General features: G+C 62.8%; 16 protein-coding genes and 1 pseudogene. All 17 read right to left on the bottom strand.

Going from position 1 to position 24,419, the window contains the following annotated elements; genetic code table 11:
• Positions 1–201: 201 nt before the first annotated feature.
• Complete coding sequence (locus tag V8683_RS03225) at positions 202–888, bottom strand: GntR family transcriptional regulator (RefSeq protein WP_411192409.1); 687 nt, start codon at positions 886–888, stop codon at positions 202–204.
• Positions 889–1,052: 164 nt separating this feature from the next.
• Positions 1,053–2,198: a porin gene (locus V8683_RS03220; protein ID WP_411192408.1), complete on the bottom strand. Its 1,146-nt coding sequence runs from the start codon at positions 2,196–2,198 to the stop codon at positions 1,053–1,055.
• Positions 2,199–2,792: 594 nt separating this feature from the next.
• Complete coding sequence (gene xylB, locus V8683_RS03215) at positions 2,793–4,253, bottom strand: xylulokinase (RefSeq protein ID WP_411192407.1); 1,461 nt, start codon at positions 4,251–4,253, stop codon at positions 2,793–2,795.
• Between the two features lie 47 nt (positions 4,254–4,300).
• Entirely contained in the window at positions 4,301–5,194 is an 894-nt protein-coding gene (locus V8683_RS03210) for an AraC family transcriptional regulator (protein ID WP_411192406.1), read from the bottom strand.
• 49 nt (positions 5,195–5,243) lie between these two features.
• Positions 5,244–6,416, bottom strand: coding sequence for an ABC transporter ATP-binding protein (locus tag V8683_RS03205; RefSeq protein ID WP_411192405.1), 1,173 nt, complete (start codon positions 6,414–6,416; stop codon positions 5,244–5,246).
• A gap of 3 nt (positions 6,417–6,419) precedes the next feature.
• Positions 6,420–7,454, bottom strand: a complete 1,035-nt coding sequence (locus tag V8683_RS03200; RefSeq protein WP_411192404.1) for an NAD(P)-dependent alcohol dehydrogenase — start codon at positions 7,452–7,454, stop codon at positions 6,420–6,422.
• A 10-nt stretch (positions 7,455–7,464) separates the two neighbouring features.
• Positions 7,465–8,277, bottom strand: coding sequence for a carbohydrate ABC transporter permease (locus V8683_RS03195; RefSeq protein WP_411192403.1), 813 nt, complete (start codon positions 8,275–8,277; stop codon positions 7,465–7,467).
• Positions 8,265–9,143, bottom strand: a complete 879-nt coding sequence (locus V8683_RS03190) for a carbohydrate ABC transporter permease (RefSeq protein ID WP_411192402.1) — start codon at positions 9,141–9,143, stop codon at positions 8,265–8,267. The genes V8683_RS03195 and V8683_RS03190 overlap by 13 nt, the downstream gene beginning before the upstream one ends.
• Positions 9,144–9,199: 56 nt before the next feature.
• Entirely contained in the window at positions 9,200–10,414 is a 1,215-nt protein-coding gene (locus V8683_RS03185; RefSeq protein WP_411192551.1) for an ABC transporter substrate-binding protein, read from the bottom strand.
• A 277-nt stretch (positions 10,415–10,691) separates the two neighbouring features.
• Entirely contained in the window at positions 10,692–12,077 is a 1,386-nt protein-coding gene (locus V8683_RS03180) for a sigma-54 dependent transcriptional regulator (RefSeq protein ID WP_411192401.1), read from the bottom strand.
• 45 nt (positions 12,078–12,122) lie between these two features.
• A complete protein-coding gene (locus V8683_RS03175) occupies positions 12,123–13,442 on the bottom strand; it encodes a galactosyl transferase GMA12/MNN10 domain protein (RefSeq protein ID WP_411192400.1) in 1,320 nt (439 codons plus the stop codon).
• A gap of 16 nt (positions 13,443–13,458) precedes the next feature.
• On the bottom strand, positions 13,459–15,246 hold the full coding sequence (locus V8683_RS03170; RefSeq protein WP_462880605.1) for a tetratricopeptide repeat protein: 1,788 nt from the start codon (positions 15,244–15,246) through the stop codon (positions 13,459–13,461).
• A 3-nt stretch (positions 15,247–15,249) separates the two neighbouring features.
• Positions 15,250–16,377: a DUF2827 domain-containing protein gene (locus tag V8683_RS03165; RefSeq protein ID WP_411192398.1), complete on the bottom strand. Its 1,128-nt coding sequence runs from the start codon at positions 16,375–16,377 to the stop codon at positions 15,250–15,252.
• A 93-nt stretch (positions 16,378–16,470) separates the two neighbouring features.
• Positions 16,471–17,022, bottom strand: coding sequence for a hypothetical protein (locus V8683_RS03160; protein WP_411192397.1), 552 nt, complete (start codon positions 17,020–17,022; stop codon positions 16,471–16,473).
• Between the two features lie 23 nt (positions 17,023–17,045).
• Entirely contained in the window at positions 17,046–18,194 is a 1,149-nt protein-coding gene (locus V8683_RS03155; RefSeq protein ID WP_411192396.1) for a DUF2827 domain-containing protein, read from the bottom strand.
• The gene (locus V8683_RS03150; protein ID WP_411192395.1) at positions 18,191–19,351 is read right to left on the bottom strand and encodes a DUF2827 domain-containing protein; all 1,161 of its coding nucleotides are present in this window, start codon (positions 19,349–19,351) and stop codon (positions 18,191–18,193) included. The genes V8683_RS03155 and V8683_RS03150 overlap by 4 nt, the downstream gene beginning before the upstream one ends.
• A 57-nt stretch (positions 19,352–19,408) precedes the next feature.
• Positions 19,409–24,397, bottom strand: a pseudogene (locus V8683_RS03145) (YadA-like family protein); the annotation flags it as partial.
• Positions 24,398–24,419 lie beyond the last annotated feature (22 nt).

The following is a 24,419-nucleotide window of genomic DNA, read 5'->3' as shown; positions in this document are numbered from 1 at the left end:
CCGGTTTTGGAAGGCATGCGGAGTCGCCGCCGGCCAGCCAACGCGAGTCGGACGCGACGAAAAAAGGGAAGCGGGGACGGCAGAAATCAAAAACGCCGCTCACGAGCAGCGCTTTATCGGGGAAGGGACGCGAGCCGGGTCGGTCCGCCGAGAGATCGCCGGACGGCGCCTCTCGATGAGCGAAGGAATGACGCGCTCAGATCAGGCTTTGGATACGCTCTCGCTTCGTTGCGCAAGCGCCGACTGAGCCAGTTCCGAAGTGCGCTGGATATGGGCGATGGAGGCGGCAAACGCCGCATCGCCGTCGCGCCGCTCGATGGCATCGAGCATTTTGTTCATCTCGCGATTCGACTCTCCGCTGCGGCCCGGCATGGCGATGGTCAGCGCGCGCAAGCGATTGATGCGCGCATTCAGCGTCTTGACCACGGCGAGGGAAACGGTCTTTTGCGCCCCTTCGAACAGCGCGTCGTAAAAGCGTTCGGTATGGGCGAGCACGGCTGGCAGGTCTTCTGCCTTGAACGCGGCTTCGATTTTCTTGCGGATGTCCCGCAGTTCTTTCACGAGTGCGGGCGTGGACTGCTCGGCGCACGCTCGCGCGGCATTCGCCTCCAGCAGGCCGCGCAATTCATAAATCTCGCTGACCTGGGCGGGATTGAGCTGCGCCACGACCGGCCCCTGCCGCGCAATGACTTCCACCAGCCCTTCTGTCTCGAGGTGCCGCAACACCTCTCGCACAATCGTGCGGCTAACCCCCAGCTCATCGCACAGCGTGCGTTCGACGAGGCGCGCACCCGGCTGGAAGTAACCCTGCACGATCGCGTCGCGCAATTTGTCCAGCGTTAATTCACGAAGCGTTTTGGTCTCGCGGACAACTTTAAGGTCTGACATAGGGCACGAAAGATGGACGGATAAAAAGGCGGCCGCACGATGACGTCGTAATCGGCGATCTGGAATGCCATATTATCCACCATTCGAAAACCTGGCTATCTCTGGATGCCGGGCCCCGGGCGCGCACCTCCGGCGTACGCGCCCGGCGAAACGTCGGCGCCCGATCAGAACCGGTGAATCATCGCGATCCGGTACACGAACTGATTGACGGTGGAGGACGGGCCCGCCGCCGCCAGGATCTGCGCGTTGTCGAACTGCGTACCCGTATTGGCGCTTTGCACGTGCTGATACGCACCCTGCAGATAAAGCGACGTGCGTGCGCTCAGATCGTAGTCGAGCGTGAGCTGGGCCGTATGCCACTTCGGGCTGTAGTTCCCGGCCGTGGTATCCAGCTTGCCCATTGTGTAGGTGTACGATGCACCGAGCCAGAAAGCGGGCGTGAAGAAGTATTGCCCGTTGATCTGAAAGTTGTCGAACTTCCAGTTGGTCCACGAGCCGCCGTTAGCCGGCGCGATCGAACCCGACAGATAGGCGTTGCCCGTCGGACTGTCGATACTCGTATGCGACCAGGCGAACGCAACCTGCACCGACTTGAATTTGTAGGCAAGCCCGGCGTCGATGTTCTGCTGGACGGCGCCGGAGAAAACGCTATCGTTCGTGACGGCGCCCGACGTGCCCGAGCCGGGGTTGTCGATCCGCATATAGGCCGCCACCGCCGTCAGGCCGCCGTACTGGTACTGTCCCGCCACGCTGAAGAGCCGGTTGTCGGCAAAGCCGCTCGTGTTGCTGAAGCCGTACATGGCCTCGCCCGTGAGCCCGGCAATGGTCGGCGAAACGTACTTGAGCGAGTTGTTGACGCGGAAGTCCCAGTCCGTATTGTCGTTGTCGAACGGTGTCGCGCCAACGTCGCCCCAGTTGCCCGCGGCGGTGATCGCGCTGAACAGGTCGACGGTCGGATCGTACTGGCGACCGGCGGTCAGCGTGCCGTAATTCTGCGACGCGAGACCTACGTAGGCCTGCCGGCCGAACAGCCGGCCGCCTTGCTGCAAGGCGCCATTGCTTGCGTTGAACCCATTTTCCAGCCTGAAAATCGCGGCCAGCCCCCCGCCCAGATCTTCGGAGCCTTTGAGGCCCCAGCGGCTGCCCACCACGTCGCCGCTCTGCAGGCGATACGCTTGGCCGGTCCCCGCGTTGTTCGTGAAGTTCAGGCCTTCATCGATCAAACCGTACATCGTCACCGTACTCTGGGCGTGCACGCCAGAACTCACCAGCAAAGGAAGAGCCATGATCTTCCACTTCCCGAAACGCATGCCATTCTCCTTCCATGTTTTGTACAACTAATAAAGAAAAGCGTGAAATGACCCAAATCGGGCGTGAACCCGGGCAATACCGAACGGCGTCGCCCATCGCCCCGCAACGCCCTGCCGATGGGAAATCTCGTGCACAACCGGAATCGCCCCGCCGCGCGCGTCACGCCATGCGGGATCCGATGACAAGATTATGGTATGCCATACTAGTCATGGCCTCGCCCAGGCGATACTATGGAATACCATGATATTGACATCTGCTTTGAAGATCGGCATCGGCCGGGGCTGGGAGCGCAAAAGGCTCCGCGTCGGGGACAGGCAATGGGCGGGAGTGGGAGGGAAGGCGCACAACCGGCGATCGGCGGCTTCCGGCAGTGTCAGATGGATCGCCAACGCCGCGACCTGCCTGGATCCCGGGCGATCGCCGTGGGCCGTGGCGCGTTCAGAAATGTGTCTACCAGCGCAATAAGTTCCCGCCTCAAAACGGGCGATGAAAGCGTTCCTTGCCGTGCCGCTTCGTGCACGGCACCCGCAAGCGCGATCGGGTCGAGTCCATTCTTCCGCCCTTGCCGCAGTCCTGAGTATTGCTAACGGATTTCACGCCCGAAATTCTTCCCGAAGCGCCCGATACAGCCGCCGGTAGCGCGCCAGCCGTTCGTCGAGCATGGCACGCGTAGTCCCGGAGGGTTCGTATCGCCGCACCACCGGCGGCGCGACGCACACCGTGTCGAGCGCTTCGCCGGTGCGGGCCAGACGCGCCAGCCGCCCGGCTCCCAGCGCGGCGCCAACGTCGCTGCCTTCGCGAAGATCGAGCGGAAAACCGAGCGCCGTGGCGCAGAGCCGGCCCCAGAATGCGCTTCGCGATCCGCCTCCGACGAACGACGCCGCTTCCAGCACCGTGCCCGCACCTTGCAGCGCCGCGTAGCCGTCGGCCATCGCGAACGCCACGCCTTCCATCACGCTATAGGCCAGCTCGGCCGCACCGTGCGAAGCGCTCATGCCGTAAAACACGCCCTTTGCTTCGGCATCGTTATGCGGCGTTCGCTCGCCGTTCAGATAGGGCAAAAATATCGGCGCCGTGGCGCGCTCGCCGGCCGGCGCCATCTCGACCAGTTCGGCGACATCGAGTTTCAGCACGCGCGACAGCCATTGCAGGCTCGCGGCCGCGGAAAGAATCACGCTCATCTGGTGCCACTGCCCCGGCACGCAATGACAGAACGCGTGCACGGCCTGGGCCGGGTTCGGCGCATATCGTCCGGTGGCAGCGAAGAGCACGCCGGACGTACCGAGCGAAAGCAAGGCCTCCCCTGTCTTGACCACGCCGATACCCACCGCGCTCGCCGCGTTGTCTCCGGCGCCGCCGCAAACCACCACGCTGCCGTTCACACCCCATTCGCGCCGCAGATCGTCGCGCAGCGGCGCCGCCGCCTCGCTGCCCTCGACGAGCCGCGGCATGTGTTCGCGCGTCAGCCCCGTTGCCTCCAGCATGCGGTCGGACCAGTCGCGCCTGGCGACGTCGAGCCACAGCGTGCCCGAAGCGTCGGACAGGTCGGAGACGAATTCGCCGGTCAGACGCCAGGCAATATAGTCCTTCGGCAGCAGCACTTTTTGCACGGAACCGAATACCGCCGGCTCGTATTTGGAAAGCCACAGCAGCTTCGGCGCCGTAAAACCCGGCATCGCCAGATTACCGGTGATCGCGCGCGAATCGGGCACGAGCGCTTCGAGCTCGACACACTCCGCGAAGGCGCGCGTGTCGTTCCAGAGGATCGCCGGCCGCAGCACGTTGCCGCCGCGGTCCAGCAGCGTCGCGCCATGCATCTGGCCGGACAGGCCGATGCCGCGCAGCCCCGCAAACGCGCGCGGCTGCGCGCTCCGCACGGCGCCGATCGCATCGACGGTCGCCCGCCACCAGTCCTGCGGACTCTGCTCCGACCAGTGAGGATGGGGGTTCTCCACGCGCAGCGCGACGCCCGCGCTGGCAACCACGCGAGATTCGTCGTCGGTCAGGACTGCCTTGACTTCCGAAGTGCCGAGATCAATGCCGAGATAACTCAATGTACGATCCTGTTGATGGGCAATCAGATGCCCGGTTCGAGGCGTGCTCAGGCTGCCGCCTTGTGCTCGTGCGGCGCGGGTTCGTTCAGGCGATGGAGCGCGCGAAACTTCGAAGGCGGTATGCCCTTCTGCGCCAGAAATTGCCGGTTGAAATTCGACACGTTGTTGAAGCCCACGCGATAGCAGATGTCGGTCACGCCAAGGCTCGTGCACATCAGCAGTTCGCAGGCCTCGTTCAGGCGCAGGCGATTCTGGTATTGAACGAACGTGCAGCCCGTATGCCGCTTGAAGAAGCGCGTAAACGCGCTGACGCTCATGCCGGACAACTCCGCCACGTCGACTTCGCGCAGATTGCCCGCGAGGTTCTGCTGGATATACGACAGCACCTGGTTGATCGTCGACGACATGTAGCGCCGCGCGTTGACGTCGTAGGCGGGGCCGGCGAGCATCTTCCTCTGTGCGCAGTTCGTCAGTTCGTCGAGGATCGCCATCAGCAGCGCGACGCGGCGCGCCCCGTGCGCGCTGCAGAGTTCTTCGATGAGCGGCGTAATCGAAAGACCCAGGCGGTCGGGAAACTGGATGCCTCGCGAGGCCTGGTCGATCAGCGTCAGCACCGGACCCAGTTCCGCGAATGCCGAAACCATGCGCTGCACGGCCTCGCGCGAAAACTGCAGCACGAGGTCGCGCGAGGGCACTGCGATCGCATTGCCGCCGTCGCTCACCCAGTTGTGCGGTAGGTTCGGCCCCGTCAGGACGAGATTGCCCGGCGCGAAGTCGCCAATGTAATCGCCGACGAAATACTTGCCCGACGATTCACGAATGATGTGAATTTCGTATTCCGGATGGAAATGCCATTTCGCGACCGTGTGCGGATAGTCGTGTACCCAGGCGCGAAACGATTCGTCCTGCCGGGTGTGAACCAGTTCGAGATCCGGATTCATGCGTCGTCTCCTTCACGTATCGCTACGCTGTCCTTTTGATGACGTCCTGCTAATGCACCCCCGCCTTCAGCGCCACGTACGCGGCCGGGTTGCCGGACTGCGGATCTGCCGTATCGTACTGCAGTTCGAGCGAGACATTTTCCTCGGTCCCCGCATCGAAGACGTGCAGGTCGTGCGCGCCGAATGCCAGCGTTACGCTCGCGCCGGGCGCCGGCACGCGCGCCGAGGACACCAGCGCCGCCACCCGTTCGCCCGAATATTCCACGGTCACGAGCGCCTCCGCGCCCAGCACCTCGACGAGCTCCACGACACCCTGTAGCGCAAGCGCTTCGGCCGGGTGCGCGCCTTCGGTCACGCCGACGAAGTTCGGCCGGATCGCGAGCTTGACCGGCTGTCCGTCCAGCAACCGGGCGAAGCGCGGGCCGTGCAGCGGCCACCGCTCGCCCTTGACGCGCACCGCAACGGCCTCGCCGCCGCGCTCGACGATGCCGTCGAAGAAGTTCATGGCGGGCGTGCCGATGAAGCCGGCCGCGAACAACGTGCGCGGGTGCCGGTAAAGCTCGCCCGGCGTGCCTTCCTGCTCGATCCGGCCGCCGCGCATCAGGATCACGCGGTCCGCGAGCGTCATCGCTTCGAGCTGATCGTGCGTCACGTAGACCGTCGTCGTCTTGAGGCGCTGATGCAGCCGCTTGATGTCGGTGCGAAGCTGCGCGCGCAGCTTCGCGTCGAGATTCGACAGCGGCTCGTCGAAGAGGAATACTGAAGGTGTCTTGATCATCGCGCGCGCGATCGCCGCGCGCTGCTGCTGCCCGCCCGACATCGCCCGCGGCCTGCGTTCGAGCAGCGCGTCGAGATTGAGCATCGCCGCGACCTCGCGCACGCGCCGGTCGATCTCGTCTTTCGGCGTATGCAGGCGGCGCAGGCCGAACGCGATGTTGTCGTACACGCTCATGTGCGGATAGAGCGCGTAGTTCTGGAACACCATCGCGACGTTGCGCTCGCGCGCGGGCACCTCGTTGACGACCGTGCCGCCGATCATCAGATCGCCGCCGCTGATTTCCTCCAGCCCCGCGATCATGCGCAGCATCGTGGACTTTCCGCAGCCCGAGGGCCCCAGCAGCACGACGAATTCCCCTTCGTCGATATGCAGGTCGAGCGGGTGCAGCACGGGCGCCCCGCCGTCGTATTGCTTGGTCAGCCCCTTGCAGACGATATTGGCCATGGCTCAGTCCATCTCGATCTGGATCTTGACGTCCTCGGGACGCCCCGCGGCAGCCTCTTCGAACGCCTTCACACCCTGCGAGAACGCGAACTTGCGGGAGATGAACGGATTCACGTCGATCGCGCCCGAGCTGATCAGCGCCAGCGCGCGCGGGAAAATATTGGCGTAGCGGAACACGGATTCGAGCCGCACTTCCTTCGCCTGCATCGCCACCACGTCCAGCGCGACAGGCGCGGCCGGCATGCCCACGAGCACCGCACAGCCACCTGGGCAGACGAGGTCGAGCAGCGTCTCGAACACCGCGCCGTTGCCCGACGCCTCGAAAACCACATCGGCGCCCCAGTCCTGCGTGACCTCACGAACGACATCGACGAGCGATTGCTCCGCCGCGTGCACGGTGACGACGGCCGGATGGTTGGCGAAGTGCGCGAGCTTCTCTTTCACGACGTCGGCAAGGATCACGCGCGAGGCGCCGCCCGCGAGCGCCGCGAGCGTGGTCATCGCACCGATGGTGCCGGCGCCGATCACGACCGCCACGTCGCCGGGCTTCATGGCGGCCTTCTTGGCCGCCTGCAGGCCAATCGAAAGCGGCTCGACGATCGCGCCTTCCGCGAACGTCACGTTGTCGGGCAGACGATAGGTGAACGACGCCGGATGCACGACATAAGGCGTCAGGCAACCGTGTATCGGCGGTGTCGCCCAGAAGCGCACGGCGGGGTCGAGGTTGTAAAGGCCGCGCATCGTGGCCGGCGAATCGAATTGCGGAACGCCCGGCTCCATGCAGACGCGGTCGCCCACCTCGAGGTGGCTGACCTCGGCGCCCACCTCCACCACCGTGCCCGACGCCTCGTGACCGAGCACCATCGGTTTCTCCACCTTGAACGGCCCGATGCGGCCGTGCGTGAAATAGTGAACGTCGCTGCCGCATACGCCCACCGTATGAATGCGGATCTTGACGTCGCGCGGACCCACCGTCAGCGGCAGATCGATGTCGCGAAGACTCAGGCGGCGTGCTTCTTCGAGTACCAGTGCTTTCACAGCAATCTCCTCACTTTCCTTTCAGCATTGAGTTCAGCAGGCGGCTTAGCACGCCTACAAAAATAATAGGCGGTATCGCCAGCAGCACCGTCGATGCGTTGATGACGCCCCACGGCACCTCCTGGCCCAGCGACGTAAAGGCGGAAGCCACGACGGGCAGCGTCGCGCTGCGCGAGGACGTCAGGGCGAGCGCGATCATCAGCTCGTTCCACACCAGCACGAAGCTGAACACGATCCCGCCGATAAGCGTGCTGCCGCAGGTGGGCAGCGCGATACGCCAGAACACCGCGTAAGGACCGTAGCCGTCCAGCGTGGCCGCTTCCTCGATCTCGCGCGGCATGCGCTGGAACACGGGAATCGACAGCCATGTGATGGTCGAAAGCGTGGTCAGCAGATATGTGACGACCATCGAGAGCCGCGTGTCGTAAAGCCCCAGATCGATCCAGATCGCGATCAGCGGAATCGCCACCGCAACGGGCGGCAGAAAGCGCAGCGAGAGCAGGAAGAACTGGATGTCGCGCTTGCCCGGCACATGAAAGCGCGCGATCACGTAGGCCGCCGGCACGCCGAGCACGGTGCCCAACACGACCGCCGTGCCGACGATTGCCGCGCTGTTTTCCAGCGCGATCAGCACTTCGGGGCTTGCGATGACCTGCCGGTAGTTGTCGAGCGTCGGCGTGAAGAAGAAACGCGGCGTGGGCGTGACGATGTCGAGCAGGTGCTTGAGCGAATTGAGCACGGCCCAGAAGATCGGAAACGCCGCCAGCAACACGAGTGCAACGCCCGGCAACAGAATCGCGCCGCGGGAAATCAGTCTTCCCATTTGTTCACCCGCTTCCAGATAAAAGTGAAGATCAGGGTCGTCGCAACCATCATCAGGACGGCCATGCTCGACGCGTACGAAACCTTTCCCGAAAGACCGATCCCCTGCGAATACGCGTACATGTCCAGCGTTTCGGTCGAGACCCCGGGGCCGCCCTTGGTCATCACGTAGATCAGGTCGAACGAACGCAGCGACTCGACCATCTTGATGAAGACGAGGCTCATGATGGGCGCGCGCAGCATCGGCAACGCGATATAAGCGTAGACCTGCCAGGTTTTCGCATAGTCGAGCCGCGCGGCTTCGAGCGGCTCGGGCGGCAAGGTTTCGAGCAGCTTCAGCACCACCACCGAGAAGAACAGCCCCCATTGCCAGATGTCGACGAGCGCGACGGCATAAAGCGCGAGCCCCGGATCGGAGAGAAACGCCGTGTCGGGTATGCCGAGCACGCCGAGCAGCCAGCTCAGGATGCCGTTCAGCGGCGAATACATGAACTTCCAGATGAACGCGGCCGACACGCGCGGCAACAGAACGGGCACGATCAGCAGGATGCCGATCAGGTCGCGCAACCGCCCGCGCACGTGCTCGAACAGGTAGATCGCGATCACGACGCCCACCGCAACGGCGCCGACCACGGTGACGAACTCCCAGATTGCGGAGACCTCGATCGAGTTGACGAAGCGCCGGTCCGACGCGAGGCGAACGAAGTTGCGGAACCAGACGTACTCGCTGTCCGGGTACGTCAGCACGCGGTTGCGCAGCGCGAGATTGATGGCCGCGACGGTCGGCACGAGTCCCAGCACTGCCATCACGGCCAGCGGCGGCGCCAGGAACACGAAGGGAAGGCTAGTTTTACCGCGATTGAACATTGCGTACTCCAGCGGCCCACAGGATGGGAGCGCGTACCCGCGCTCCCGCACACGGATTACTTGCGCGCATGTTCCATCGCGTCCTGGGCGTACTGCACCGCGTCGTTCAACGCGCTTTGCGGGTCCGTTTGCGTGCCGGTGAAGACCTCTTCGAGAGCGACGCCGAGGTTGTCGCCAATGTCGGGCCACTGCGGCGTGCGCCAGAACGTAACCTGCGAAACCGGTCCCGTGTCTTTCAGACCGGCCAGGATCTGCGGCTTCACGTGCTTCTGGAAGTAGTCGCTCTGGATCGTGCTCGTGCGGTTGTAGTCGCTGAAGACGTTGTCGCGCAACCGTGCCTGCTCCTGCTCCTCGCTGGTCGCCCATGCAATGAACTTGCCCGCTGCCTGGCGCGTGCAATCGTCTTTCGCGCCCACCGCGGAAATCGCCAGACCGTGACCGTAGGCCGCCGAAGGCAGCGGCGCCGGCGGACGCGCATAGCCCACCTTGTCGACGACCGTCGATTTGGTCGGATCCTCCATCCAGTCGGCAAACGGCGTGGATTCGATCATGAACGCGACCTTGCCGGAGCGGAACGCTTCGAGCGCATTGCTCCAGTCATAGGTGGTCGAGCCCGGCGGCGCATAGTGGAAGAGATCGGTATAGAGCTGCGTGGCCTTCACGGCAGCGGGCGAATTGAAGTCGGGCTGCCCCGACTTGTCGGTCCACGTGCCGCCTTCGCCGAGCATGAACGGCGCCCAGCGCCAGACGTTCATGCCGGAGCCGCGCTGGCCGCGCGCGACCCAGCCATACAGATTCGGCGGCGCGTTCAGCTTCTTGATGTCGGCCACCAGTTCGTCGAGCGTGCGCGGCACGGGCATGTGCGCCTTCTCCAGGATGTCGCGACGATAGAACAGGAAGTCGGAGCCACCGATCAGCGGTGCGAAATAAGCAACACCCTTGTAGCTCGCGACGGCGCGCCGTGCCGGCAGGAAATCGTCGTAGTTGGCCTCCTTCGGGTAGTACTTGAGCAACGGCACGATCCAGCCGGCCTGCGCGAATTCGGAAACGTTGGCTTCGTCGACGTAGTAGACCTGGTACGAACCCGCGCCCGTCGATGCATCGAGCCGCGACTTGGCGCGCCGGTCGCTTTCGCCGAAATAGCTGATCTCGACCTTCGTGCCGCTCTTCTTTTCGTAGTCCGGCAGCGACTTCTCCATCACGGCGAGACCGAGCGTTTTTTGCGCCAGCACCTTCAGGACGGGCACGTTGCACGATTGCGCGAACGACATGACGGGCAGCGTCGCGCCAATGAGTGCGCACAGCGCGGAATGGTGGAATCTGTTCACAAGCGTCTCCTGATGATTTTGATTGGAATCTTCGTCATCTGCCGGAAATCGCCTGCGTCCCCGGCGGATAGCGTGTGCAGACTATCACCGGGGTTATCGCGTCAGCCACGCCAAAACAGCACCGTCATCGATACTTTTTTCTCAGCATGGGTACGCGAAGCGGGATTTTGTATCGCTACGATGCGCGGGCCGGGCGGGCCACGCGCCGGCTACCCGTTGCTCAATCGGAGCCGGAACGGCGGCCGCGGACGATGCCGAACGCCTCCATGCGGCGATAGAGCGTTGCCCGCGAGATCTGCAGATCGCGGGCGGCGCCAGCCGCACGTCCGCGGTTGCGTTTGAGCGCGAGTTCGATTGCTTCGCGTTCGAGCGCCTCTTTGGCCTGCGCCACGGTAAGCGGTGCTTGCGCGCCGTACCGCGGCAAATCGAGATCCTCCGCAGTAATCAGCCGCCCGCGCGCCATGACAAGCGATCGACGCACGCGGTTGATCAGCTCGCGCACGTTACCGGGCCAGGCGTGGAGGTAGAGCGCGTCTAGCGCCTCCGCCGAAAATCCGCGTACCTGCTGTGGCGCATCGGAACGGTAGCGCTCGAACATGTGCTGCGCGAGCAGCCCGATATCCTCGCCCCGGCTGCGCAACGGCGGCTGCTTGACGTGCAGCACGCATAGCCGATGGTAAAGGTCCGCGCGAAAGCGCCCCTCTTCCGTCGCGCGTTCGAGGTCGACGTGCGTGGCCGCGACGATGCGCACGTCCACCGGTATCGGCTTCGTTGCCCCTACCCGCCGGATGGTCTGCTCCTGCAGAAAGCGCAGCAGGCTCCCCTGGCTATCGAGCGGGAGATCGCCTATTTCGTCGAGAAACAGGGTGCCGCCGTTCGCCGCTTCGATGTAACCGATCTTGCGCAGGGTGGCGCCCGTGAACGCACCGCGCTCATGGCCGAACAATGCCGACTGAACGAGATGGGACGGTATGGCGGCAAAGTTGATCGCGACGAACGGTTCGGCACGGCGCGGCGATTGACGATGAATCGCGACAGCAGTCAGTTCCTTGCCCGATCCGGTTTCGCCGGTCACGAGCGCCGGCGCGTCCGTGCGTGCAACTCGCTGGATGACGTCGTACAGTTCGCGCATCGCCTCGCACGATCCGACCATGCCGCTTTCGGACTCGTCCGCAACGGGCGTCACGACTTTCGACTCCTGCAGACTAGCCATGCCGTACGCGTGCCCCACTACGTCGACAATCCGGCTCACATCCGTCGGCACCGTAACGTAGTCGAAGCAATGTTCGTAGAGCAGCGTGCGAATGCAAGGATCGTCGATCTGATTGCCCTTGATCAGCGCGACCCATACCCTGTCGCTCAGCGCGCCGCAAACGTTGGAGAGACGTGCAGCGGCATCGTGTGAAATGTCGCTCAGGTCGAGAATGCCGACGCGCCGCTTCGCGTTCGAAGAGCCGATCTCGCTCACGTCTGAAACAACGGAGACGGTCCAGGCACGCTTTCGCAACTCGCCGAGGAGACCCTGGAGTGGCGAGCGAGTTGCATAAACGAGTGGCCGGCGGTTGCCCGAAGAATCGCCCGGGATACGCCCTGCGCTCGTAGACATTCAGATCTCCGAAAGAACAGCAATGTGACCTGACGACGACTTCGGTCAGCTCAGATGTGCATCGTCGTGCGCCATCATCATCGTGCGCATCTCCGCCCACATGCCGTAGTAGTGCACGATAAAGCTGTCGGGCTGCCGCAGGCTCCACGGTGTGTTGAGGGTCACGAGATCGAGAATTTCTCCTTCGTCCAGCAGTCCTGCGCGCTCCAGCGCCCGGATAAAATAAAGCTGGTCGCCGTCGCTGGCATAGACGTGCGATCTATCGGCCAGCGCCGCAATCCGGTCCATCAAATCTCGCAACATCGCATCGTTCTGCCCGGTGCGGCGAAATCCCATCACGCCCGAATTGAACGGCCACTGCCCCACGTCGTGGGCAAGAAGCGAATTGCGCCCCTCCATTAGCGGCTCCAGCTTCTGCTGCATCTCGCCGATCAGCACATCCGCATCGAGCCAGACGACCCAGCCGTGATGCTGCATATAGCCGTGCAGCAGCCACGGTTTGAACCAGTTGCCGCTCGCATCGAGACCGATCTCCGAAGGAATCTCGCGATGCACGTAAAGCGTATAGCTGTGCATGTCGCAATAGCGGCGGAAGTTGCGCTCTGCAATACGCGCGTAGGCGGCGATATTCGGCGTGTAGAGCGTCATCAACGCGATGGAACACCCCGGGTTGTAGACGCTGCGCTCGGCGCAATCGTCCTGCGCGTATTGCATGTATTGCGGGAAGGAAAACATCGGAAAACCGGAACGCTGATGCCGGTTCACATGCTCGACCAGCACGTCGCGAAAGCGTGGCGAGGTTCCTTTGCACCGAGGATTTTCCCATTCGTCGTCGATACTGATCGCGAAAGTCCGCTCGCGGGTCCACGCGGGATCGACGTTATAACCGGTCGACATAACCACGTGTACGCCGCCGATCGTTTGCATGCCGGGATGCGTGTCGAGACCCGCCAACAATTCGGCCTCGGACTCCAGCGGCTCGCCCCCCAGCCGGCATCGTTTGATCGTCCGGAACACGATCTCGCGAACGCGAGCCGTATTGCGCCAGATCTGCACGTCGACCTGCGGCAGCCCATGTGAGGCCGTCATCACCAGCAACCAGTCCCGTCCTGTCATCAGATCGTCGAGTGGCATCGGATCGACGATCGCCGCATCTTCGCTCAGCAACAGCACGAGTTCGTCGGGCGCGGCGTGCCTCAGCACATTGAGCAGCACCTCGTACCGGTATAGACAGCGCAACGGCAAGGTCTCCGGAAATCTCGATGCGTCGACCCACTCGTGACGATATCCGTATCGCGCTGCATAGTGACGGTGGTTTGCGAGGCTGGCGGAAGCCACGCGATGGAAGTGGCTGAGAACGATCATGATCCGGGGCCCGATTTCACGGAGTCAGTGCCAGAAGATCGGCCCGCACGCGCTCCAGCACCGGGCCCCAGTCCTCGTAGTCTGGCTGGCGGTAGAGCGTCAATGTGGGATACCACGGGCTGTCGCTGCGTTCGAGCATCCAGGCCCAATGGGGATTCACGTCGAGCAGCAGCCAGGTCCGCTTGCCGAGCGCACCCGAAAGATGCGCCATACTCGTGCAAACGGTAATCACCAGATCGAGGTTGGAGATCAACGCGGCCGTCTCGTCGAACGACGTGAGTTCCGGCGTGCGATCCACCACGGTCAATCCCTGCGCGGCCATCGCCTCGGCCTCCTCTCTGCCGTCGATCTGCAGACTGTAGAACTCGACGTTACGCAGGCCGCTCAATGACCGCGCATACAAGTCGGGCGGAACCGCACGAAGCGGATTGCGCTGATGGGTCCGGCTGCCGCTCCATACGAGCCCGACCTTGAGTCTGCCGTCTTGCGGCAGCGTCGCACGCCATCGCGCCACGCTCGCGGGATCGGGCTCGATGTAGCGTTGCGGCGCGGCCAGCGTTTCGGCACGTACATTTAACATCAGCGGCAGGCTACCGACCGGCACGTGATAGTCGAATTCGGGTACGTCTATCGCATTGTGGGGAACGACAGTCACGCCATGCTGCTTGAGGCCGCGTTCGAACAGCGGAAACAGCCCTGCAAAGCAACAGTAAATGAGCGCCCCGCCCGCTTCGCGTACCCGTTGCGCGATCTGCGGCACAAAGCGCACGAACTGCAAGGCGTCGCCCAGGCCCTGCTCGCCCCAGACGAACAACGTCTTGCCCGCGAGATCTTCGCCTTGCCAGCGCCGCTCCTCATGGAAATGCTGCGTCCCCGCCAGTTCCGGCGAGCCGTGCCAGCGCGCCTCGTGGTTCACCAGACCGTTTTCGTAGTCGCCATGCAGCAATTGCAGCATCGCAAGCGACCACTGGATTTTCGGATCGGCAGGCGCTGCGCGCGCGGCCCGCAACACGGCATCGAATGCTTCGTCGAAGCGCTGCAGCTCTTTTAGCGCATTACTCAAGGCCAGCAACGCCAGCGCATAATCCGGCGACAGCGCGCAGGCCCGCTCCGCGGCGATCAGCGCGTTGCCGGGCATGCGCAGCTTGCACCAGATATTCGCCGCATTGGTCCAGGCGAGCGCATTCTCCGGATCGAGACGGATGGCCTCATCGCACATGCGGAGGGCGGTGTCGTAGTCGCCCATCGAGCTATGCCATGCCGACAGGTTGTTGCACAACATCGGATACCGCGCATCGAGCGCCATCGCGCGATGGTACGCTTCCTTTGCCTCGGCAGAATCTTCGTTGTGCTGATGGCTGAGCCCCAAAGAAAACCAGGCTTTCGCCGAATCCGGCTGAGCATTGCACCAGCGCTGGGCCACCTGGGCCGCCTGAGCATGACGTTGCATTTGCTGCAGCAGATCGTGCCATTCGTCGAACCACTCCGTCGCCTCGGGCGCGCAGCGATGCGCCTCCTCGTACCAGGTCTGCGCGCGCTCCAGTTGCCCTTCGTGACGCGCGAGCCGCGCCATCTCGATCAGGCTTGGCGCATAGCGAGGTACCCGCGCAAGCGAACGTTCCAGCGTCTCGGCGGCAACCTGAAACCGGCCGCGCAGGCGCATCAGAAAGGCGTACGCCGTCAAAGCGCTGGCATCGCCGGGCGCCATCGCCAGCCAGGTATCGATTTCGCGTGAGGCATGGATCAGATCGCCCTTCAGGAGACGCTGCTGGATACGCGAAAACGGTGTGTCCGGGGTTGCCATGGGCTAGCGGAGAGGCCTCGCCATCAAATCGTCGAGCAGCGCGGCATAGGTGGTGACCAGTTGCCGGTTGTCCGGCAGATAACGGGCAATCTCCGTGCGTTGCCGCTCCCGATACCACGAAGCGTGGGCGTCGTGCGTCTCGATGGCTTCGATCAGGCGGCGCGCGCCCTCTTCCGCGTCGTTATCGCGGTAGTAGTAACCGAGGTCTGCGCACAGGTGCGCGTTGTGTACCAACGCGTAGCCCTGCCAGCAAACTTCGAGATAAAAATAGTTGAGCGGATTTTCGAGTTGATGCGAAACGACGATATCGGTATTTTCGGCCAGAAAAACCGGTGTTTCATGACGCCCCAGGAATACGGCCTTGTGCGCACGCACGATATCGAGTTGATTCATCAGGGTGATGAATTCCATGCTCTCACGCGCGATCTGGTCGGCGTTCGTCACCTGCAGTATGGCGATGCTGTCGGGCCGCCGGCGATACGCCAGTTCCGCAATCAACGCCGGATACAGGCAAAACTTCACGACATTGATGTTCGGCTCCATCACGCTCAGGCGCTTCGGACCGTTGCCCGGCCGATACGCTCCCCCATCCGGCAAATTCCCGGCACGTTCGTCGAGAAACTGCGGACTCCAGATAAATGGCACAACCCGCCCGGTCTGCCTGCGCAGGACCTCGAAGTAGGAGCGGCTGATATTCGCCACCTGCGGAATGATCCAGATATCGTCATAGCGCTGGTTGACGAAAAGATTCTCGCCCCACATCGGCTTGCGGAACAGCACCGACTCCATCGCATGAACATATTCGAAGCCGCAGCAGTAGGACACGATCCGCGCGCCGCGCTGCTTGAGATATTCGGTCTGCGCCGGATCGATCTGTCCGCCCAGTTCGATCAATACGTCGATGTCATCTTTCGCCGCATCGAAGGACTGCGTAGGATAGCGCGCCAGATCCCAAGGCAAGGCCGGAGTAATTGGCACCTGCGTCGTATTGACGAGCACGGCGCTGGCCACCTGCGAACAATTCCGCAAAGCTTCCGCCAGAAAAACGGCGTTTTGCTTGATGCCGTTATTCCACAGCGTTTCAGCCTCGTGATGCAAGCCAATCGTGATGCCGATCCGTAACCCGTTCATGGTCGAATGATTTCCGTCGCGTTCATGTCATTGCAACCCGGTCGTGAAGATCGTATCGGCATCCGGGCCAGGCGTGACAAACCGCCTGACCGCTCAACCGCCTCGCCCCGGAGCCCCCGCCGAGAACTTCACGTACCGGCGGATCACGAGGCAGCCCACCTGCTCGTCGATCAGCGACACCGACGAGCCCGGATCTTTGGTGTCGGTGTAAACCATCATATGGGGCAGCAATTTCGTCGCGCGATAGCCGGCCAGCTCTTTCTTGGCCACAACCTGGCAACCCAGGGGCGCGACCGAAATGCGCTCTGCCGAGACCGAGCACGAACCGTCGGCCTCGGGCACGCCCGTTATCGACATTGCCGCGTTGCTGTCGGGAAACTCCAGCCCGATCAGCGAGAAGACCGTGCTGTTCCCCGCGCGGGTACGGTCCCAGTCGAACAGCACGTCGTTATTGCTGGCTCCCTGCACACCGAGCGTCGACAATGCCGTCATGGCCGGCAAACAATTGCGAACCCCAACCGAAGTCGCCGCGACGACCAGCGAATTACGCGGCCCGGCCTGCCCTTGTGGCACGAGCACCCCTTGCGCAAATGCCCCGGCGCTCAGCAGCAACAGCGTGGCGGCCAGCACGAGCTTGTGGATCATCCGGATCGTTGTACGAAATGAACTCATGGATACAGCGCCGCAATGGCTTCCGTATAGATTCGCACATTAGCTTCGCTCACGGGATCCAGTTGCGCGAGAAACGCACGCGCGCTTCGCTGGTACGCGTCGAGATCCGCGTCGTGTTCCGCATAGGCTCGCTGCAAGGCACGGCCGCCTTCCTCGCAATCGAATCCGTCGTAGCGGTACCCGCAATCGCCAATCAGATGCGAGTTATGGATGAGCGGATAGCCGCCATACAGCGCCTCGTAATACACGTAATTCTGCGCGTTTTCCCAATGATGGGTGACTACCGCATCGACATCGGCAGCCACTACCCTGCAGAACGGAAAGCGCCCTTCGAACGAGGTCAGGCCATGCTTCACGATATCGAGGCTGTGTGCGAAGCCGTTGAAACCCGTGTGCTCCTTCATATGGAACGTGTTGTAGGCCCACACACGCTCGAGCATGTCCGGATTGGCACGGTGCGCGGCCTCGCAGGTCAGAAGCGGAACGAAGCTCGTCTTCACCATACAGATGTTCGGCTCGAAAATGCCCGCCCGCCAGCGCCTGCGGCCGGGGCGGTAGCCGAAGCGAACACCCTCCGGCAGCTTTGCGGCTTCGCGCTCCAGCACGAACGGACTCCACAGATGCGGCATCACCCGCACCGGCGTACGGAATGTGCTGCGGAAATACGGCACACAGGTCTTCTCGTATTCCGCGAGCGTCCACACCTCGTGATAAGGCGCCCCCGTGATCAGCAAGCCATTCGGCTTGTCGAACACCATGCGCTCGATGTCGATGACATAGTCGTTGCCAACCCGCATCGACACGATCTTGCCGCCGCGCTCGCGAAACGCCACGACCCACTCGCGCGCAAGCTGGGCGCTCATTTCGATCATGACGTCGAGCGTCGCCGCGGCTTCGTTCATGTCGATGAGCGGCACCGGCGAATCGGCCAGGAAATGCTTCGCGTCGGCGGGTTCGCCGTCGCCGCCGCCCGCCACCAGATAAGTCATTTCGACCAGCGGCGAACGCATGAGCAGCATCACCAGGAAAATGCAGTTCTGGTAGATCCCGTTTTCCCAGATGGACTGCTCGCCTTTGCGCACGAATATCGACACGCCCACGCGCAATTTGCGCGGCGTGAGCAGCGAATTTTGCTCGATGCTCATGATGTGCTCACGGCCTGGCGAGTAAATTTCGCGTCGCGGCACAGATGCAACAATCTCGACGCGTACTCGTCGAGATTGGGCTGGCTGAAGGGATTCACGGCGTCGAACACCCGGCGCGAGCGGGCACGATAGTCGTCGAGGCCGCTTTCATGCCCGGCCGCCGCGCGCAGCAGTTGCTCCGCGCCTTGCAGCGCATCGAAGTCGGGATAGTAATAGCCCGCATCCTTTAGCCAGGGGGAATTGTGGATCAGCGGGTAATCGCCGTACAGCGCGTCCATATAACTGTAATTCTGGTCGTTCTGCCATTGATGCGAAACGACGGCGTCGGCGTATTGCGTCATGAAGCCGACGATATCGTGCCGCCCATGAAACGTTGCCTTGTGCTGGCGAACCAGATCCAGCGAGTTGGCAAAATAGAGCATGGTCGGATGATCCTTGAGGTGCAGCGTGTTGAGCACGTGCATCGCCGTTACCGTGGCGGGTGCGGCACGGTACGCCTCGTCGCAGACCAGCATCGGAATGCTCGAAGTCTTCGCGACGGAAATGTTCGGCTCGAAGATCGCCACGCGCAGGCCGCGGGACTCGCCGGTCTCCCCCGGCGTGCGGGGCTGGTAGCCGTACGGAACGCCCAGCACCGCTGCCACCTCCCGTGCGCGTTGCTCGACGAATTGCGGATGCCACAAATACGGCACCACGTGCACCGGGCAGCGATGAAGCACCCGCTGAAAGCTCGCGAAATCCCGATACTCGGGCAGCACCCATATCTCGTCGCAGCGGTTTGGACGCGAAAAATGTGTAGGCTTGCCAAATACTGCCGGCTCGGCAAGTCCGGCAAACGGCTGGCCGCAGCAGTAGAACACCACCTTCTTCCCGCGCGCGCGCATCAGGTCCAGCCATTGGACGTCGAGCGCGCCCCCCATCTCGACAATGACATCGACTTCGTTCGTTGCCTCCGGAGTCCTCATGATTCTCAGATCCAGCGAATTCATGTTGACCTGAGGCGGCATCACACCCTGATCGCCGACGTCGATCAGCGAGACCGACGTCACGAAGGGCAGCCGTTGAAACAGCCCGGCGAGAAAAATGATGTTCTGTCCGAGACCATTCTCCCAGATGTTCTGGTCCTCGTGGGTCACGACAGAAATTCCGATGCGCATGCTTTCTTAACCCGTCGATCAAACGATTACCCGCGTTCCGGTCGTGCCGATACTGTATTACCAGGAGTAGCCCACCCCAGCGTTGTACAGCACATGGTTGCCGCCGCTGGTGGTGCTGACCCCCATCTTCACGATCGTGTTCTCGGTGATCCGCGCACTGCCGCCAATGGCCAGTGCCGTGTATCCCCCGTAGTTGCCGACGCCGGCACCGAGCTGGAACGACTTGCCTTGCTCCACCTGCGGCAGCGCGGCCAGCGCGCCCGCCATTGCGATGCCCGAGTAGGCGGTCTGCGCAACCTGGTTGATAGTTTGCTGAACGCTTTGCAATTGTGCAACGTTTACCGCATCGGTCGGGTTCACGCCCGGCGCGACGTTCGAGATAGTTCTCTCGTTGCCCGGCGAGCCGACCGAAACCGTATTGGCCTCGCTCGCCACCGAACCGGCTCCGATCGCCACCGAGTTCGTGGCCGACACTACCGCATTCGCGCCGATCGCCGTCGAGTTCGCGCCGCTTGCCTGCGCCGCAGAGCCGATCGCAACACCATAGTTGCCGCTTGCGTTCGACGCCCCGCCCACCGCCACGGCCTCGGTTCCCGTGGCGCTTGCCGCGCTTGCCGTCGAATTCACCGCGACGTACTTCGAGCTCGTTGAACTCCCCGTGCCCGTGGTTCCGGATTCTCCCGACACCTGAACGGTGATGGCGCCGAGCGCGGATTCGAGTGCGTACAACTGGCTGCCGTTGACGGCATCGGTGCTGGTTGCCGTCAACGCGCCTGCGGCGACGTTGGTCAGCGCGACCTCGGTGGTCGCGCCGACGCCGCCCAGCGTGACACTCGTGTGCGCCGCGTTGTCGTACTGGACCGCGTTGCTGGCCACCGAGGCAACGGCATTCAGTTGGCTGACGTTCACCGCATCGGTTGCCGCAGTGCCGGCGGCAACGCCGGTCAACTGCCGGTTGCCGTCGGTGCCGGCGAAATCGACGGCGGTGCCGCCCGTGCTGGCGCCCACGGTGATCGCGCCGTTGCCGGGCGCGCCGCCCACCTGCTGCACCAGGCCAACCGTGCCGTTGGCAATGCCCGTCGACAGTGCCGTCACGTTGCTGGTCGTGGTGTTCAGGCCCGTGGACAGCGAAGCGACGTTGGTGTTGGTCGTATTGAGGCTCGTCGACAAGGAAGCGACGTTGCTGTTGGTGGTGGTCAGTCCCGTGGACAGGGAGGCGACGTTGCTGTTGGTCGTGCTCAAACCCGTCGACAACGAAGTGATGCCGGAGACCGTCGACGTCGACAGCGATGTCAGTTGTCCGAAGTTGACGGCATCGGTCGGATTGACGCCGGCGGCGACGTTGGTGAGCGTCACCGGCGTGGTCGCGCCGACGCCGCCCAGCGTCACGCTCGTGTGCGCTGCATTGTCGTATTGAACCGAATTGGCCACGCCCGTCGACAGCGAGGTGAGGCCGGTCGAGACCGAGGTCGACAGGCTGGTTACGTTGGCGTTGGTTGTGCTCAGGCCGGTTGACAGTGAGCTTACGCCAGTGGACAGCGAGTTGAAACCCGTCGAAGTCGAAGTGGACAGACTGCTTACGGTGCTGTTGGTCGTGCTCAGGCCGGTCGACAACGAGCTGGCCGTCGTCGAAGTCGAGGTCGACAGACTGTTCACCGCGCTGCCGGTTGTGCTCAGGCCGGTCGACAATGAGCTGGCCGTCGTCGACGTGGACGTGGAGAGCGAAGCAAGACCGGTCGATGCCGAGGTCGACAGCGAGCTCAATCCCGCCGAAGTCGAGGTGGACAAACTGCTCACCGTGCTGTTGGTCGTGCTCAGACCCGTCGACAGCGAGCCGAGGCTTGTCGAAGTCGACGTGGACAGGCTTCCCACCGAACTGTTAGTCGTGCTCAGACCGGTCGAGAGCGAGCTGAGGCCCGTCGAGGTCGACGTGGACAGGCTGCTTACCGTGCTATTCGTCGTGCTCAGGCCCGTCGACAGCAAGCTGGCCGTCGTGGACGTGGACGTGGACAGCGAGTTGAAGCCCGTCGAAGTCGACGTGGACAGGCTACTCATCGAACTGTTAGTTGTGCTAAGACCGGTTGACAACGAGCTGGCCGTCGTCGAAGTCGAGGTCGACAGACTGCTCACTGCGCTGCCGGTTGTGCTCAGGCCAGTCGACAGTGAGTTGAGGCCCGTTGAGGTTGACGTGGACAGGCTGCTCACCGTGCTGTTCGTCGTGCTCAGGCCGGTCGACAGTGAGCTGGCCGTCGTGGACAGCGAGCTGAGGCCCGTCGAAGTCGACGTGGACAGGCTACCCACAGAGCTGTTCGTCGTGCTCAAGCCGGTCGACAGCGAGCTCGTCGTCGTGGACGTGGACGTGGACAGCGAGCTGAAGCCCGTCGAAGTTGACGTGGAGAGGCTGCCCACCGTGCTGTTCGTCGTGCTCAGGCCGGTCGACAGTGAGCTCGTCGTCGTGGACGTGGACGTGGACAGCGAGCTGAAGCCCGTCGAAGTCGACGTGGAGAGGCTGCCCACCGTGCTGTTCGTCGTGCTCAAGCCGGTCGACAGTGAGCTCGTCGTCGTGGACGTTGACGTGGAGAGCGAAGCAAGACCAGTCGAAGCCGAGGTCGACAGCGAGGTGAGGCCGGTCGAAGTCGACGTGGACAGGCTACCCACCGTGCTGTTCGTCGTGCTCAAGCCGGTCGACAGCGAGCTCGTCGTCGTAGACGTGGACGTGGACAGCGAAGCAAGACCAGTCGATGCCGAGGTCGACAGCGAGCCGAGGCCCGTCGAGGTCGACGTGGACAGACTTCCCACCGAACTGTTGGTCGTGCTCAAGCCAGTCGACAATGAGCTGGCCGTCGTCGAAGTTGACGTCGAAAGTGAGGTTAGCCCCGTCGACGTTGACGTGGAGAGCGAAGCAAGACCAGTTGAAGCCGAGGTCGACAGCGAGTTAAGGCCGGTCGAGGTCGAAGTGGACAAACTGCCCACCGAGCTGTTGGTCGTGCTGAGGCCCGTCGACAGCGAACTTACGCCCGTCGACAGCGAGCCGAGGCCCGTCGACAGCGAGCCGAGGCCCGTCGAAGTCGATGTCGACAGACTACCCACCGTGCTGTTGGTCGTGCTCAGACCGGTCGACAGCGAGCTAGCTATCGTCGACGTGGACGTGGAAAGCGAGCTCAGTCCAGTCGAAGCCGAAGTCGACAGGCTGCCCACCGAACTGTTGGTCGTGCTCAAGCCCGTTGACAGCGAGCCAATACCAGTCGAAGTCGAACTCGACAGGCTGCCCACCGCGCTGTCAGTCGTGCTAAGCCCCGTCGAAAGCGAAGAAATCGCGCCCGACGTAGACGAAAGCGTACTGGACAGAGACGTTACCGAACTATTGGTCGTGGAGAGTCCCGTGGACAGCGACGACACACCCGTCGACAACGAGCTGATCCCTGTCGAAGTCGACGTCGACAGGCTGGTGATGCCCGACAAAGTCGTACTGGCAACAGCGTAGAGCTGGCTGCCGTTAACCGCGTCGGTACTGGTCGCGCTCACGAGGCCAGCCGCCACGTTCTGAATCCGGCGCTCATTGCCAGGCGTACCCACGCTGACGACACCCGCCGCCGAGCTGGTGCCGGCATAGGTACCGAACGTGGTTCCAGCAATTGTAGTACTACTGACTACTCCGGTGCCGCCAGTCACCGAATTGGCGGTACCGGTCGTAACAGCAGCCGATCCCAGTGCGACGGAGCCGGCCACGTTGGCCGTGGAACCCGCACCGAGCGCCAGGGCACCGGTCGCGCCGGCGCTGGCGTTCTGACCCATGGCAACGGCACCGTTGGCGCCGGCAGTGGCACCATCGCCAACCGCAACGCTGCTGGCGCCTGAAGCCGACGCATTGGTGCCGGCCGCAAGCGCGTTGACACCTGTCGCACCGTCGTCGTTATAGTTGCCTTGCTGCATACCATTGTCGTTGACGCTGAAATAGTGCGTCGTTGCAGCGGCAATCGCAGTCGATGTCGAGGTCGAAAGTGAAGTGATCCCCGTCGAAGCCGAAGTCGACAGGCTGACTACCGAGCTGTTCGTCGTGCTCAACCCGGTCGACAGCGAGCTGGCCGCCGTTGAAGTCGATGTAGAAAGCGAGCCCAAGCCCGTCGACAGAGAGCCAATACCGGTCGACGTCGAGCTCGACAGGCTACTCACGGTGCTCCTGGTCGTGCTCAAGCCCGTTGAAAGTGAGCTGGCCGTCGTCGAAGTCGACGTCGAAAGCGAACTCAGGCCCGTCGATAACGAGCTAATTCCCGTCGAAGTCGAGCTCGACAAGCTGCCCACCGTGCTGTTCGTCGTACTCAGGCCTGTCGACAATGAACTGGCCGTCGTCGAAGTCGAAGTCGAAAGCGAATTCAGCCCCGTCGACAACGAGCTAATTCCGGTCGAAGTCGAACTCGACAAGCTACCCACCGTGCTGTTCGTCGTGCTCAAACCCGTCGACAACGAACTGGCGGTCGTCGAAGTCGATGTAGAAAGTGACCCGAGCCCCGTAGACAGCGAGCCGATGCCGGTCGATGTCGAACTCGACAGGCTGCTCACCGTGCTTTTGGTCGTGCTCAAGCCCGTTGAAAGCGAGCTGGCCGTCGTCGAGGTCGAAGTGGAAAGCGAGCTCAGACCTGTCGACGTCGAACTCGACAGACTGCCCACCGTGCTGTTGGTCGTGCTGAGCCCCGTCGAGGTTGACGTCGACAGCGAATTTATCGATTGAATCGTCGCAAACAACTGCGATCCGTTGATTGCGTTGGTGCTGGTCGCCGTGATCTGACCGGCCGCGACATTGGTGATCTGACGCTCCGCGCCCGATGCGCCAACACTGACGACGCTCGCCGGACTTGTCCCCGCAAACGAGTACGAAGTATTGCCAATGGTAATGCCGGAGGTCGGACTAGCAGCGGCAGTGACGGAGTTTGACCCAAGCGCGACATCCGAAGCATTCGTCGCAACGGCGTTCAGACCAATTGCCACGCCATTCGAAGTCGAAGCCGTAGCCAGATTGCCGACGGCGACACTGGACGTGCCGGCAGAATCGGAACCGCTTCCGATTGCA

This window comes from Paraburkholderia sp. AV2 (genome assembly GCF_054968425.1).
This window is presented reverse-complemented; position numbering and strand designations above follow the sequence as displayed.